The 13,016-nt window shown below is 70.7% G+C and carries 13 protein-coding genes; 7 read left to right on the forward strand and 6 right to left on the reverse strand.

The genetic code is table 11. The features are described from left to right. Nucleotides 1-128 precede the first annotated feature (128 nt). The 5 genes from OG456_RS28060 to OG456_RS28080 all read left to right on the forward strand — a co-directional run bounded on the left by OG456_RS28060 (nt 129) and on the right by OG456_RS28080 (nt 4,793). Nucleotides 129-1,661: an aldehyde dehydrogenase (NADP(+)) gene (locus tag OG456_RS28060; protein ID WP_266565697.1), complete on the forward strand. Its 1,533-nt coding sequence runs from the start codon at nt 129-131 to the stop codon at nt 1,659-1,661. A gap of 36 nt (nt 1,662-1,697) precedes the next feature. Then, nucleotides 1,698-2,306, forward strand: a complete 609-nt coding sequence (locus OG456_RS28065; RefSeq protein WP_266565699.1) for a DUF1349 domain-containing protein — start codon at nt 1,698-1,700, stop codon at nt 2,304-2,306. 56 nt (nt 2,307-2,362) lie between these two features. Beyond that, entirely contained in the window at nt 2,363-2,860 is a 498-nt protein-coding gene (locus OG456_RS28070; RefSeq protein ID WP_266565701.1) for a GNAT family N-acetyltransferase, read from the forward strand. Between the two features lie 49 nt (nt 2,861-2,909). After that, a complete protein-coding gene (locus OG456_RS28075; protein WP_266565703.1) occupies nt 2,910-3,626 on the forward strand; it encodes a DsbA family oxidoreductase in 717 nt (238 codons plus the stop codon). A 114-nt stretch (nt 3,627-3,740) separates the two neighbouring features. Then, entirely contained in the window at nt 3,741-4,793 is a 1,053-nt protein-coding gene (locus tag OG456_RS28080; protein ID WP_266565705.1) for an aminotransferase class V-fold PLP-dependent enzyme, read from the forward strand. Nucleotides 4,794-4,920: 127 nt separating this feature from the next. Here the strand turns inward: OG456_RS28080 and OG456_RS28085 are convergent, their stop codons facing one another. Then, a complete protein-coding gene (locus OG456_RS28085; protein ID WP_266565707.1) occupies nt 4,921-5,421 on the reverse strand; it encodes a MarR family winged helix-turn-helix transcriptional regulator in 501 nt (166 codons plus the stop codon). Nucleotides 5,422-5,601: 180 nt separating this feature from the next. Between OG456_RS28085 and OG456_RS28090 the strand changes: the two genes are divergently transcribed. Further along, a complete protein-coding gene (locus tag OG456_RS28090; RefSeq protein WP_266565709.1) occupies nt 5,602-6,669 on the forward strand; it encodes an alkene reductase in 1,068 nt (355 codons plus the stop codon). 76 nt (nt 6,670-6,745) lie between these two features. Here the strand turns inward: OG456_RS28090 and thpD are convergent, their stop codons facing one another. The 5 genes from thpD to OG456_RS28115 all read right to left on the reverse strand — a co-directional run bounded on the left by thpD (nt 6,746) and on the right by OG456_RS28115 (nt 11,484). After that, nucleotides 6,746-7,639, reverse strand: a complete 894-nt coding sequence (gene thpD / locus OG456_RS28095) for an ectoine hydroxylase (protein WP_266565711.1) — start codon at nt 7,637-7,639, stop codon at nt 6,746-6,748. Nucleotides 7,640-7,644: 5 nt separating this feature from the next. Further along, a complete protein-coding gene (locus OG456_RS28100; protein WP_100592467.1) occupies nt 7,645-8,043 on the reverse strand; it encodes an ectoine synthase in 399 nt (132 codons plus the stop codon). Nucleotides 8,044-8,103: 60 nt separating this feature from the next. Continuing rightward, on the reverse strand, nt 8,104-9,375 hold the full coding sequence (gene ectB / locus OG456_RS28105; RefSeq protein WP_266565714.1) for a diaminobutyrate--2-oxoglutarate transaminase: 1,272 nt from the start codon (nt 9,373-9,375) through the stop codon (nt 8,104-8,106). Nucleotides 9,376-9,481: 106 nt separating this feature from the next. Further along, on the reverse strand, nt 9,482-9,976 hold the full coding sequence (gene ectA / locus OG456_RS28110; RefSeq protein ID WP_266569460.1) for a diaminobutyrate acetyltransferase: 495 nt from the start codon (nt 9,974-9,976) through the stop codon (nt 9,482-9,484). 398 nt (nt 9,977-10,374) lie between these two features. Next, nucleotides 10,375-11,484, reverse strand: a complete 1,110-nt coding sequence (locus OG456_RS28115; RefSeq protein WP_266569461.1) for an alanine--glyoxylate aminotransferase family protein — start codon at nt 11,482-11,484, stop codon at nt 10,375-10,377. 110 nt (nt 11,485-11,594) lie between these two features. On the opposite strand from OG456_RS28115, the gene OG456_RS28120 reads away from it, so the two are divergent. After that, nucleotides 11,595-12,689 (forward strand): amidohydrolase family protein, encoded by a 1,095-nt coding sequence (locus OG456_RS28120; protein ID WP_266565716.1) that lies wholly within the window; start codon nt 11,595-11,597, stop codon nt 12,687-12,689. The last annotated feature ends 327 nt before the right edge of the window (nt 12,690-13,016 follow it).

A 13,016-nucleotide genomic window follows, 5' to 3' on the forward strand; every position in this document is an offset into this window, starting at 1 on the left:
ACCCCTTCGTTCGACGAGAATTAGTGTCCTGAGTCCATAGCGTATTCATCATCAGGGACAGCGTTCAGCATATCGAACAGCTGCTGTTCGTCGTCAGGTGAGCGGCACAGATCTGGGAGGAACCCTCGGTGGCAGCAGCACCAGTCTGGAGTGTCGACCCCCGAACCGGGAAGCGGCGGGAGCAGGTTGCGGTGGAAGCCACAGCCGAAGAGGTGGACCAGGCGGTCCGCGCAGCGCACGCCGCCACGGGCGCCCTCGCGGACCGCACCGTGCGCGCCGCCTTCCTGCGCAGCGCCGCCGAGCTCCTCGACGCCTCGAAGGACCACCTGGTGGAGGCCGCGGACGCGGAGACCGCTCTCGGTCCCGTCCGCCTCACCGGTGAACTCGCCCGCACCAGCTACCAGTTGCGCGCCTTCGCGGACATCGTCGACGAGGGTGCCTTCCTGGGCATCGTCATCGACCACCCCGACGACTCGGCGACCCCGCCGATCCCGGACCTGCGCCGCTACAAGGTGCCGCTGGGCGTCGTCGCCGTCTACTCGGCGTCGAACTTCCCGTTCGCCTTCTCCGTACCCGGCGGCGACACCGCGAGCGCGCTCGCCGCGGGCTGCCCCGTCGTCGTCAAGGCCCACCCCGACCACCCCGCCACCTCCGAACTGGTCGCCTCGGTGCTGCGCAGGGCCGCCGCCCAGCACGGCATCCCCGAGGGCGTCCTCGGCCTGGTCCACGGGTTCGAGGCGGGCGTCGAGCTCGTCAAGCACCCGCTGGTCTCGGCCGCCGGATTCACCGGTTCCGTACGGGGCGGACGCGCCCTCTTCGACGCGGCTGCCGCCCGCCCCGTGCCGATCCCCTTCCACGGCGAACTCGGCTCCCTCAACCCCGTGGTCATCACGGCCGAGGCCGCGGCCGAGCGCGCCGAGCAGATCGGCGCCGGGCTCGCGGGCTCGATGACGCTCGGCGTCGGCCAGTTCTGCGTGAAGCCCGGCCTCGTCCTCGCGCCCGCCGGCGCCGACGGCGACCGCCTCGTCAAGTCCCTCACCGACGCCGTCAGCGACACCGACGCGGGCGTGCTCCTCGACCACCGCATGCGCGACAACTTCGTCGCGGGCGTCGCCGAACGCGCGGAACTCCCCGACGTGGACGCCCCCGTGACCCCGGGCGCGGGCAGCGAGCACACCGTCAGCCCCGGCTTCCTCACCGTCCCCGCCCAGCGCCTGGCCACCGAGGGCGGCGATCACGACCTCCTCCTGGAGGAGTGCTTCGGCCCGGTCACGGTCGTCGCCCGCTACGAGGACGACGCCGAGGTCACCTCCGTGCTCTCGCGGCTGCCCGGCAACCTCTCGGCCACCGTCCACCTGTCCGAGGGCGAGGCCGCGGGCCAGGGGCGCGGCGCCGAGATCCTCGCCGAGCTCACCCCGCTCGCGGGCCGTGTCCTGGTCAACGGCTGGCCCACCGGTGTCGCCGTCGCCCCCGCCCAGCACCACGGCGGCCCGTACCCGGCCACGACGTCCACCTCGACGTCCGTGGGCGGCACCGCCGTCGAGCGCTGGCTGCGCCCGGTCGCGTACCAGAACACCCCCGAGGCGCTCCTGCCGCCGGAGCTGCGCGACGACAACCCGCTGGGCCTGCCGCGCCGCTACGAAGGCCGTCAGGAACTCTGAACCCGCCCGCCGCTCGTCACCTGGAAAACTGACCCGATGGACATCGAACTCCCCGAACTCCCGTTCCCGCTGCGCACCTACGGCCCCGACGGGCACTGGTCGTACGAGGACGGGGCGCTCACCGGCTGGGCCGGACCCCGCCAGGACCGCTTCGTGCCGCCCACCGGCACGGCCCTGGACCCGGCGTCCGACGCGCCCCGCCTGCTCGGGGCGCCGAAGGGCGACTTCCAGCTGCTCGCCCGGGTCACGGTCGGCTTCACCGCCGCCTTCGACGCGGGCGTGCTCTATCTGCACGTCGGCGAGCGCGAGTGGGCCAAGCTGTGCCTGGAGCGCTCGCCCGACGAGCCGACCGTGTGCACCGTCGTCACGCGCGGCCGCTCCGACGACGCGAACGCGTTCGTCGTGGGCGGCAGCACGGTGTGGCTGCGCATCAGCCGCACCGGTTCGGCGTTCGCCTTCCACGCCTCGCCGGACGGCGAGAAGTGGACCTTCGTCCGGATCTTCTCGCTGGGCGACGAGGAGTCCGCGGGCGCGGCGCTGGTCGGCTTCATGGCGCAGGCCCCGGTCGGCGACGGCTGCGTCGTCACGTACGAGGACATCGAGTTCCGCCCGAGCTGGCCGCAGGGCCTGCGCGACGGTTCCTGACGCCCGGACACCGGGGGCGCGGGAACCCGGGAGCCGGAGAGGGCGTCTTTCCCGGCGTGATCAGAACAGCCGTCCCCGCCGACGCCCCGGCCATCGCCGCCCTGCACCTGCGCGCCCGCGCCACGTACTACCCCGACGGTCTGCCGGACGACGGCACCGACTGGGAGCAGGTATGGGTGGAGGCGATAACCCGCCCCCGCTCGCACGTCCTGGTCTCCGTACGGGAGGGCGCGCTCGCCGGCCTCGCCTCCTTCCGCACGCCCGACGGTGAGCCGAAGGAGGTGGTCAAGCTGTTCCAGTTCCACGTCAGCCCCGGCCTCTGGCGCCGCGGCGTCGGCGCCGAGCTGCACGCCGCCTGCGTCGAGGAGTGGCACGCGGACGGCGTCGAGCAGGCGTATCTCGACGTGCACGGCGACAACACACGCGCCCAGGCGTTCTACGCCCGCCAGGGCTGGACCGACGAGGGATACGGCGACGACGGCGGCAGCCACCTGCGGATGCGGCTGCACCTGACCGCCCGGCCCGGGGAATGCGGCACCGAAGGCGTGCGTTGAAAGCCGTCGCAGGGCACCCCCTGCGCCGTACGAATCTGGAGTGACCCCCATGCGCGTCGAGATCTGGTCCGACATAGCCTGCCCCTGGTGCTACGTCGGCAAGGCCCGCTTCGAGAAGGCCCTGGCCGCCTTCCCGCACCGTGACGGCGTCGAGGTGGTCCACCGCTCCTTCGAGCTCGACCCGACGCGCGCCAAGGGCGACAGCGGACTCGTCATCCCGATGCTCGCGCAGAAGTACGGCATGACCGAGGACCAGGCGCAGGCCGCCGAGCGCAACCTCGGCGAGAACGCCGCCTCCGAGGGCCTCACCTACCTCACCGAGGGCCGCGACCACGGCAACACCTTCGACATGCACCGCCTCCTCCACTTCGCGAAGGAGCAGGGTCGCCAGGACGAGTTGATCGGCCTCCTGTACCGGGCGAACTTCGCCGAGGAGCGGTCCGTCTTCGCCGACGCCGACGAGTACCTGACCGGCCTCGCCGCCGAGGCCGGTCTCGACGCCGACGAGGCCCGCGCCGTCCTCGCCGACCCCGCCCGGTACGCCGACGACGTGCGCGCCGACGAGCGCGAGGCCGCCGAGCTCGGCGCGAACGGCGTGCCCTTCTTCGTCCTCGACCGAAAGTACGGCGTCTCCGGCGCCCAGCCCGCCGAGGTCTTCGCCCAGGCCCTGGAGCAGGCGTGGGACAGCCGCTCGCCGCTGCAGGTCATCGACAGCGGCGACGCCGAGGCGTGCGGCCCGGACGGATGCGCGGTCCCGCAGAACTGACACCCGCCGCGGGAGCAGTACTCCACCGCGGAGCAGCACTTATAAGAGACGCTTAGGGGTACTGCTCAACAACTCGCAATGGACCGATAGTTGGCGAGGCGGCACAGTGGACGCATGGAGACTCTCGATCACGCGCTCGTGCGCGCCGAGTTCGCACCCGTCACCACCTATCTGAACACCGCGAGCACCGGGCTGCTCCCGTCCCGCGCGGTGGCGGCCATGAGCGACGCGGTCGCCTCCGTCGCGGCCGGCCGGCCCGCCGACATGTTCGCGGACGTCGAGGCCGCCCGCGCCGCCTTCGCACGGATCGCCGGCGTCCCGGCCGACCGGGTGGCGGCCGGCGCCTCGGTCGCCGTCTACACCGGAGTCATCGCCGCCTCGCTCCCGTCGGGCGCCGAGGTCCTCACCGCGCAGGACGACTTCAGCTCCACCGTGAACCCCTTCCACGTACGCGGCGACCTCAAGGTCCGCACCGCGCCCCTGGAAGGGATCGCCGACGCCGTGCGCCCCGGCACGGCGCTGGTCGCCGTCAGCGCGGCCCAGTCCGCCGACGGACGCGTCGCCGACCTGCCCGCGATCCGCGAGGCCGCCCGCGCCCACGGCGCCCGCACCTACATCGACTGCTCCCAGGCGGCCGGCTGGCTGCCCGTCGACGCGGACGCGCAGGACTACACGTCCGCCGTCGCCTTCAAGTGGCTCCTGTGCCCGCGCGGTGTGACCTTCTTCGTCGTCCCCGAGGACCTGGGCTCGCTCAGCGCGGTCTTCGCGGGCTGGGTCGCGGGCGAGCGCCCGTGGGACAGCTGCTACGGGCCCGTGGAGGAGCTCGCGCACTCCGCACGGCGGTTCGACGAGAGCCCCAGTCTGTTCTCGTACGCGGGCGCGCGGCACTCCCTGGCGCTCGTCGAGGAACTCGGCGTCGACACGATCCGCGCCCATGACCTCGCCCTGGCCGACCGCTTCCGCGCGGGCCTGGCCACGCTCGGCCACGCGCCCGTGCCCGCGCCGGGTTCGCCCGTGGTCTCCGTCCCGGGCCTCGGCGTACGGCAGCCGGAACTGAGCCGGGCCGGCATCGAGGTCTCCGACCGCGCGGGCAACCTGCGGGCGGCCTTCCACTTGTACAACACGGAGTCCGACGTCGACCGGCTCCTTGAGGCGCTCTCCGGCTGACCCCTTCGGGCCGGGCGCTTCAGACAGCAGACTGATCCGGCCCGCCCGTCGGGCCCGCTCCGTCCCCCGCCGCCCATCCGTCGAGGGGGGGGGGGGGGGCGGAGCGGGCCCGCCCGCCGGCCCGAGATCACCCGTCGACCGGTTCCGTCTTCGGGCAGCTCGCCGGATCGGTGCACAGGTTCGCCTCGACCTTGGCGAGCAGCCGCAGGAGTTCGGTCCGCTCCTCCTTGTCGAGGCCGCGCAGTGTGTGGTCCTCCAGGTCGCCCCACTTGTGCTGCACGTCGCCGAGCAGGCCGCAGCTGGCGTCCGTCGTCTCCACGAGCACGGCCCGCCGGTCGCGCGGGTCGGGGCACCGGCGTACATGGCCGGCCTGTTCGAGCCGCTGGAGCATCTTCGTCACCGTGGACGGGTCCAGGTCGACCGCCTTGATGAGCTCCGACTGACGCACGGGCCCCTTGTCCCACAGGTGCATCATCAGGAACTCCTGCCCCGGATAGAGGCCCAGCCCGCGCAGCAGCTTGCCCGCGGTGATCCGGTGCAGCCGCGCCACGCGGGAGAGCGCATGGCTGACGGGACCGCAGCGGGCGGCCTCGGGCAGGTGCTCACTACAGGGCGGCTCGTCCGTCATGGCGACTCCTGATCGGTTCCGGCCTCGCCGTGGAGTCCGGTCTCTCCACGGGGGTTCGGTCTCTTCACGTAGAGATTACCTTGGTCGGCCAATGAATCGGTTACAGTGGCACACAGCCCGATTACTTGGCCGACCACATATTGGTCGGCATTGCCTTGCCCGCACTTGGATGGAGTAGCCATGACCACCGCCTTCGATCCGATTGACCTCTCCGGCGTCCAGCTCGCCAACCGCATCGCCATGGCCCCGATGACCCGCAGCCGGGCCGGCGAAGGCGGCACCGCCACCGACCTGACCGCCGAGTACTACGCGCAGCGCGCCTCGGCCGGCCTGATCATCACGGAGGGCATCCAGCCGTCCGCCGTCGGGCAGGGCTACGCATGGACCCCGGGCCTGCACAGCGACGAGCAGATCGCCTCCTGGCGCAAGGTCACCGACGCCGTGCACGCCAAGGGCGGCACGATCTACGCGCAGATCATGCACGCGGGCCGGATCAGCCACCCGGTTCTGCTGCCCGAGGGGGAGACCCCGGTCGCCCCGTCCCCGGTCGCCCCGACGGGCCAGGGCTTCACGCATGAGGGCATGAAGGACTTCACCACGCCGCGGGCGCTGACCGGCGACGAGATCCGCGCCACCGTCGCCGACTACGCCACTGCCGCCCGCAACGCGATCGAGGCCGGCTTCGATGGTGTCGAGCTGCACGGCGCCAACGGCTATCTCATCCACCAGTTCCTCGCGCCCAACAGCAATCTGCGTGACGACGAGTGGGGCGGCAGCGTGGAGAACCGCATCCGTTTCGCCGTCGAGGTCGTCAAGGCCGTCGTCGCCGAGATCGGTGCCGAGCGGACCGGGCTGCGGATCTCGCCCGGGAACCCGTACAACTCCATCGAGGAGAGCGACCCGGCGCCGACGTACACCGCGCTGGTCAAGGAGATCGAGCCGCTCGGCATCTCCTACCTGCACGTTCTTGAGAACTCCGACATCCGCGAGCTGACGCTGGCGCTGCGCAAGCAGTTCTCGGGCACCTTCGTCATCAACGTCCTCAGCGACGGGCCCACCGGGCACGGCGACCTCTCCGTGATCGAGGACGGCATCGCCGACATCATCACGTTCGGGGCGCTGTTCCTCGCCAACCCCGACCTGCCCGCCCGTCTGAAGACGCAGGGCCCGTACAACACCCCGGACCCGGCCACGTTCTTCGGCGGCGACGCGAAGGGCTACACGGACTACCCGGCCCTGACCGCCTGACCGCCTGACCTCCTCCGGATACGCGAGTCGGGGCGGCTTCCGACCGGAAGCCGCCCCGACTACGCGTGTACGAAGGTCACTTCACCGCAGTGAAGTCCCGTGCGCCGATGAACTCGGGCCGCCGCACCGGAGCCGCGAACGGCTCCACCGCGGCGTTCTCCACGCTGTTGAACACGATGAAGACGTTCGAGCGCGGGTACGGGGTGATGTTGTCCCCGGAGCCGTGCATGGCGTTGCAGTCGAACCACGTCGCCGAGCCCGCGCTGCCCGTGAACAGGCGGATGCCGTGCCGGTCGGCGAACTTGGTCAGCGCCTCGTCCGACGGCGTGCCCGCGTCCTGCATCTGGAGGGACTTCTTGTAGTTGTCCCGCGGCGTCTCGCCCGCGCAGCCCAGGAACGTCCTGTGCGACCCCGGCATGATCATCAAGCCGCCGTTGGTGTCGTAGTTCTCGGTCAGCGCGATCGAGACGGACACGGTCCGCATATTCGGCAGGCCGTCCTCCGCGTGCCAGGTCTCGAAGTCCGAGTGCCAGTAGAAGCCACTCGCCCCGAAGCCCGGCTTCACATTGATCCGCGACTGGTGGACGTACACGTCCGAGCCGAGGATCTGCCGTGCCCGGCCCACGACCCGCTCGTCGTGCACCAGTTTCGCGAACACCTCGCTGATCCTGTGGACCTCGAAGACGGACCGCACGTCCTGCGAGGTGGGCTCGACGACGGAACGCTCGTCGGCCTTGACTGCCGGATCCGTGATCAGCCGGTTCAACTCGGCCTGGTACGTGCCGATCTCGTCTGGACCGATCAGCTCCTCGATCGCGAGGAAGCCGTCCCGCTCGAAGCCCTCGAGGTCCGACTGGCGGATCGGACCGCGCGCGCCCGGCGGAGACCAGACGACGGGGTCGACGCGGGGCGTCGCCACCTCGGAGACGCCGCGGGTCGGGTAGAGGTCGGTACGTGTCACCGTGCTCATAAGGGTCAGGCCTCCTCGGTCAGCAGCGGGTAGACGCCGTTCTCGTCGTGGTCCTCCCGTCCGGTCACGGGAGGGTTGAACACGCACACGCAGCGGAAGTCGGTCTTGGGGCGCAGGGTGTGGCGCTCATGGCCGTTCAGGAGGTACATCGTGCCCGGCTCGATCCAGTGCTTCTCGCCGGTCTCCTTGTTGGTGAGCTCGGCCTCGCCCTCGACGCACAGCACGGCCTCGATGTGGTTGGCGTACCACATGTCGGTCTCCGTGCCCGCGTAGAGGATCGTCTCGTGCAGTGAGAAGCCGACCTTCTCCTTGGCAAGGACGATGCGCTTGCTCTCCCAGGTGCCGGTCGCCGACTTCACATGCCGGTCGGTGTTCTCGATCTCCTTGAACGAACGGACGATCACGGTGAGTTGCTGCCTTTCTCTTCTACGTGGTGAGGGGGCGCCTGCCCGCTTGAGCGGAAGTCAGGCGGTCTCGCGCACGGCCCGGGTGAGCGTGCGCAGTCCCTCTTCCAGCTCCTCGGGCGTGATCGTCAGCGCCGGAAGCAGCTTGACGACCTCGCTCTCGGGGCCGGAGGTCTCGATGAGCAGACCGAGCTCGAAGGCGCGCTTGGCGACCTTGTTCGCCCGGTCCTTGTCGCGGAATTCCAGGCCCCACACCAGGCCGCGCCCGCGGTACTCGACGGTGGCGTCGCGGAACTCGTCGCGAAGAGCGCCGAGGGCCTCCTCGATCTGCTGGCCGCGGGCGAGCGTCTGCTTCTCCATGGCGGGGCCGTCGGTCCAGTACGCCTCAAGGGCGGCGGCGGCCGTCACGAACGCGGGGTTGTTGCCGCGGAACGTGCCGTTGTGCTCGCCCGGCTCCCAGACGTCGAGCTCCGGCTTGAACAGGCACAGGGACATGGGGAGCCCGTACCCGCTGATGGACTTCGAAACAGTGACGATGTCCGGTGTGATGCCCGCCTCCTCGAAGGAGAAGAACGCACCGGTGCGGCCGCAGCCCATCTGGATGTCGTCGACGATCAGGAGCATGTCCCAGCGCTCGCAGACATCGGCCAGCTTGCGCAGCCACTCCGCGCGGGCGACGTTGATGCCGCCCTCGCCCTGCACCGTCTCGACGATCACGGCGGCGGGCGTGTTCAGACCCGAGCCGGAGTCCTCCAGGAGGCGCTCGAACCAGATGAAGTCCGGTGTCTGTCCGTCGAGGTAGTTGTCGAACGGCATCGGGGTGCCGTGCACCAGGGGGATGCCGGCGCCCGCGCGCTTGAAGGCGTTGCCGGTCACCGCGAGGGAGCCGAGCGACATGCCGTGGAAGGCGTTCGTGAACGACACGATCGACTCGCGGCCCTTGACCTTGCGGGCCAGCTTCAGCGCCGACTCGACGGCGTTGGTGCCCGTCGGGCCCGGGAACATGACCTTGTACGGCAGGTCACGCGGGCGCAGGATGATGTTCTGGAACGACTCCAGGAAGGCGCGCTTCGCCGTCGTCGACATGTCGAGCCCGTGCGTGACGCCGTCCCGCTCCAGGTAGTCGATCAGGGCGCGTTTGAGGACCGGGTTGTTGTGCCCGTAGTTGAGCGATCCCGCGCCCGCGAAGAAGTCGAGGTACTCGTGCCCGTCCTCGTCGAACATGCGGCTGCCCTGCGCCCGGTCGAAGACGGTGGGCCAACCGCGGCAGTAGCTGCGCACCTCCGACTCAAGGGTCTCGAAGACGCTCAGGTCCGGCTGGGTGATGGTCACAGCGAATCTCCTGGGAGATGGGAGTGGGGGATGGCGTGGAAGGGGTCAAGCGGTCGTGCGGTCTGCGGTCTTGCGCTGCAGACAAGCGATGGGGGTCGGTCGTGGGTCAGACGATCGGCCCGATGCGGTGGAGCACCTCGGGCTCGTGCCCGTCGTCCGGGAAGAGGCCCGCGTCGAACAGCACTGTCTGCGCGACCTCCGCGCCGTTGCGGCGCGCGAACGAGGCGAACAGGCGCTGCGAAGCGGTGTTGTCCGGCGAGATCGTCGTTTCGAGCACGGTCGTGGCGCGGTCGGTGGCGACCTTTGCCCAGAGCCCGTCGAGCAGTGCTCCGGCCAGACCGCGCCCCCGGTGCGCGTGGTCGACGGCCACCTGCCACACCACGAGGGTGCGCGGGTTCTCCGGCCGGATGTACCCGGTGATGAACCCTGCGACGGAGCCGGCGGAGTCGCGCGCCACGACGGACGTGGCGGCGAAGTCCCGGCACCACAGCAGATAGCTGTACGAGGAGTTGAGGTCGAGCACCTTCGAGTCGCGGGCGATGCGCCAGATTGCGGCTCCGTCGGCCACCTCGGGCCGGTCGATCCGCAGGCTCTCGGGCATTTCCAGGAATTGCGCGGTCATGTGAATTCAATTTACCGAGCAAGTTCTGGGATTGCATCGCGGGAGAGGGTTACGTAAATGCTCGCCCTGTGTTACGCGCGGGTGGGGGCGCGCACGCGAAATCTCGGAGGTATGTGACGATTTAGTCGGGATGAATTGGGCAAATCACCTCCGGTGTGGAGTGCGTCACAAGCGCAAAACTCGCGCGAGACGCGTCCGGAATACGCCATTTCCCCTTGTTGAAATCTTAGTGTTTACGTCCCCGGAAAGCGGGCAGAAGAATATGGGAAGCTGTGCTGAGAAATGTGCGAGAATTGACTCGGAAAGCAAAAGAAGACGCCACCCCCATTGAAGGGGGCGGCGTCTCACTTTGTGAAGTCGCGGGACTACAGGGGTTACTACACCCAGGCCGCGGCGACGGCCCTGCGCGCACCCTCCAGGTCCACCGGCGCGCCGGTCCCCTCCATCTCGGCGAGCGCACCGCCGAGGGCCGCGAGCGAGGACTGCACGACGCCCCGGGTGGCCTGCGGGCCGTAATGGTTGACGCGGATCATCTCCTTGGCGAGTGCCCCGCCCCCGGCCACCAGCGGCAGCACCGGGTCCACCGCCAGCGCCCGCGCGACCAGCTCCGAGGCGTCGATCCCCGCCGGGGCGCGCAGCGTCGTCGCCACCGGCGCCGCGTCCCGCGCCTCGTACACGTACGGCTCGATGCCGCCACCCAGCGCGAGTGCGCCCGCCCGCGTGGCCGCGGCCGCGCGGGCGTGACGGGCCATCAGGGCGTCGAGGCCCTCCGCCTCGATGCGCTCGACGCAAGCCTCCAGGGCGAGCATCTCCAGCTGGGCCGGCGCGTGCAGCAGCGCCTTGCGCTCGCCGTCGATCCAGCGGTGCTTCCAGTCGAGCAGGGACAGGTAGGAGTGGCGCGGCGCCTGCGGGTTGGACTCCATCCGCTCCCACGCCCGCGCGCTGACGGACACCGCGGAGACGCCCGCCGGACCGCCCATGGCCTTTTGCGCGCCGATCACGCACAGGTCCACGCCCCAGGCGTCGGGAAGGACCGGCTCGGCGGCGATCGACGCGACCGCGTCCAGGTAGAACAGCGCGCCGTGCTCCCGCACCACCTCGCCGATCTCGGCGACCGGGTTCGTGTTGCCCGTCGCGGCCTCCGCGTGCACGAGCGAGACGAAGTCGGTCTCGGGGTGCTCGGCGAGCGCGTCGCGCACCTGCTCGGCCGTCACGGCGGTGTGGAAGGGGACCGCCAGGTCGTACACCCTCGCCCCGCTGTCCCGCAGCCAGTCGCCGAAGGTCTGGCCGTAGGGGCCCGTGACGATGTTCAGGGCCACGGTGCCGGGGCGGGCGGTGCCGCGGATCGCGCCCTCGAGGGGAAGCAGCGCCTCGCCCTGCATGATCACGACGTCCTGCGAGGTGTCGAGCAGCCCGGCCACGCGCCGCTCGATGGAGGCGAAGTGCTCGGCGCTCAGGGGGGCCAGGTCAAGAAAAGGGTGGGTCACGATCGTGCTCTCTTCGCTCTCTTCGCTCACGTCGCCCGTGATCTTCGTTCACGAGTTCGTACGGCGGGCTGCCGTTCCGAGCGTACCCACCGGCCTCATAGGCTTCTGACATGAGTGAGCGCACGGTGCTGCACGTGAAGGGGCGGGTGCTCGTCGGGCCCGACGACGTCCGGGACGAGCTGTGGGTCGTCGGCGGCCGGGTGACGTACGACCGGCCGGCCGGGCCCGGCCTCGACATCACCACCGTCGACGGGTGGGCCATGCCCGGACTCGTCGACGCGCACTGCCATGTAGGCCTGGACGCGCACGGCCCGGTGCCCGCCGACGTCGCCGAGAAGCAGGCCCTGACCGACCGCGAGGCCGGCACGCTCCTGATCCGCGACGCGGGCTCCCCCTCGGACACCCGCTGGATCGACGACCGCGAGGACCTGCCCAGGATCATCCGGGCCGGGCGGCACATCGCCCGCACCCGCCGCTACATCCGCAACTACGCGCACGAGATCGAACCGCCCGAGCTGGTCGCCTATTTGGCCCGGGAGGCGAAGCGCGGCGACGGCTGGGTGAAGCTGGTCGGCGACTGGATCGACCGGGACGCGGGCGACCTGACCGCGTGCTGGCCCCGCGAGGAGGTCGAGGCCGCCATCGCGGAGGCGCACCGGCTCGGCGCCCGCGTCACCGCCCACTGCTTCGCCGAGGACTCGCTGCGCGACCTCGTCGAGGCGGGCATCGACTGCATCGAGCACGCGACAGGCCTCACCGAGGACACCATCCCGCTGTTCGCCGAGCGCGGCGTCGCGATCGTCCCGACCCTCGTCAACATCGCCACGTTCCCGGAGATCGCCGCGGCCGGCGAGACCAAGTTCCCCCGCTGGTCCGCCCATCTGAACCGCTTGTACGAGCGCCGCTACGACACCGTGCGAGCGGCGTACGACGCGGGGGTTCCGGTCTACGTCGGCACCGACGCCGGCGGTTCGCTCGCGCACGGCCTGGTCGCCGGGGAGGTGGCCGAACTGCTCAAGGCCGGACTCCCGGCCGTGGACGCGCTCTCCGCGACGGCGTGGGGCGCCCGCGCCTGGCTCGGCCGCCCCGGCCTGGAGGAGGGCGCCTCGGCCGACCTCGTGGTCTACGAGTCGGACCCCCGCGCCGACGTACGGGTGCTCGCCGCGCCCCGGCGCGTGGTGCTGCGCGGCCGCATCGTGGGCTGAACCGGCCGCGGGCGGACGCGGGTTGACGGAACGTGACGCCGCGGTCCGCCCGCTCGTTGCACACCACTCGTGCGCGCCCGCGCGGCCACCGGCGTGTTCGACACGCGCCGGTCGACCGGGTGACAGCAGAGGGGCAGTAGAGGGAAAACAGAGGAACAGGCGAACATTCGAGCTCAAAGATTCGAAGATCAGCTCGGAAACCTCACTTTGGAGTGAACTCACGTCAGGTTGCTGCCCGTTCACTCTCGGTGCGTAAAGATTCCCTCCATCGAGGCCGACGGCGCACGCCCAGCGATGTCCCCCATGGCGGGGCGGGGCCGACGGCTC

It is taken from the genome of Streptomyces sp. NBC_01446 (assembly GCF_026340095.1).
GTDB lineage: Bacteria > Actinomycetota > Actinomycetes > Streptomycetales > Streptomycetaceae > Streptomyces > Streptomyces aureus.

Bases quoted from the DNA above. Each gene is read 5' to 3' on its own strand.
- thpD (WP_266565711.1), bottom strand. From the start codon at position 7,639: ATGAGCACGGTGACACGTACCGACCTCTACCCGACCCGCGGCGTCTCC.
- OG456_RS28090 (WP_266565709.1), top strand. From the start codon at position 5,602: ATGACCACCGCCTTCGATCCGATTGACCTCTCCGGCGTCCAGCTCGCC.
- OG456_RS28065 (WP_266565699.1), top strand. From the start codon at position 1,698: ATGGACATCGAACTCCCCGAACTCCCGTTCCCGCTGCGCACCTACGGC.
- OG456_RS28080 (WP_266565705.1), top strand. From the start codon at position 3,741: ATGGAGACTCTCGATCACGCGCTCGTGCGCGCCGAGTTCGCACCCGTC.
- OG456_RS28120 (WP_266565716.1), top strand. From the start codon at position 11,595: ATGAGTGAGCGCACGGTGCTGCACGTGAAGGGGCGGGTGCTCGTCGGG.
- OG456_RS28075 (WP_266565703.1), top strand. From the start codon at position 2,910: ATGCGCGTCGAGATCTGGTCCGACATAGCCTGCCCCTGGTGCTACGTC.
- ectA (WP_266569460.1), bottom strand. From the start codon at position 9,976: ATGCCCGAGAGCCTGCGGATCGACCGGCCCGAGGTGGCCGACGGAGCC.
- OG456_RS28085 (WP_266565707.1), bottom strand. From the start codon at position 5,421: ATGACGGACGAGCCGCCCTGTAGTGAGCACCTGCCCGAGGCCGCCCGC.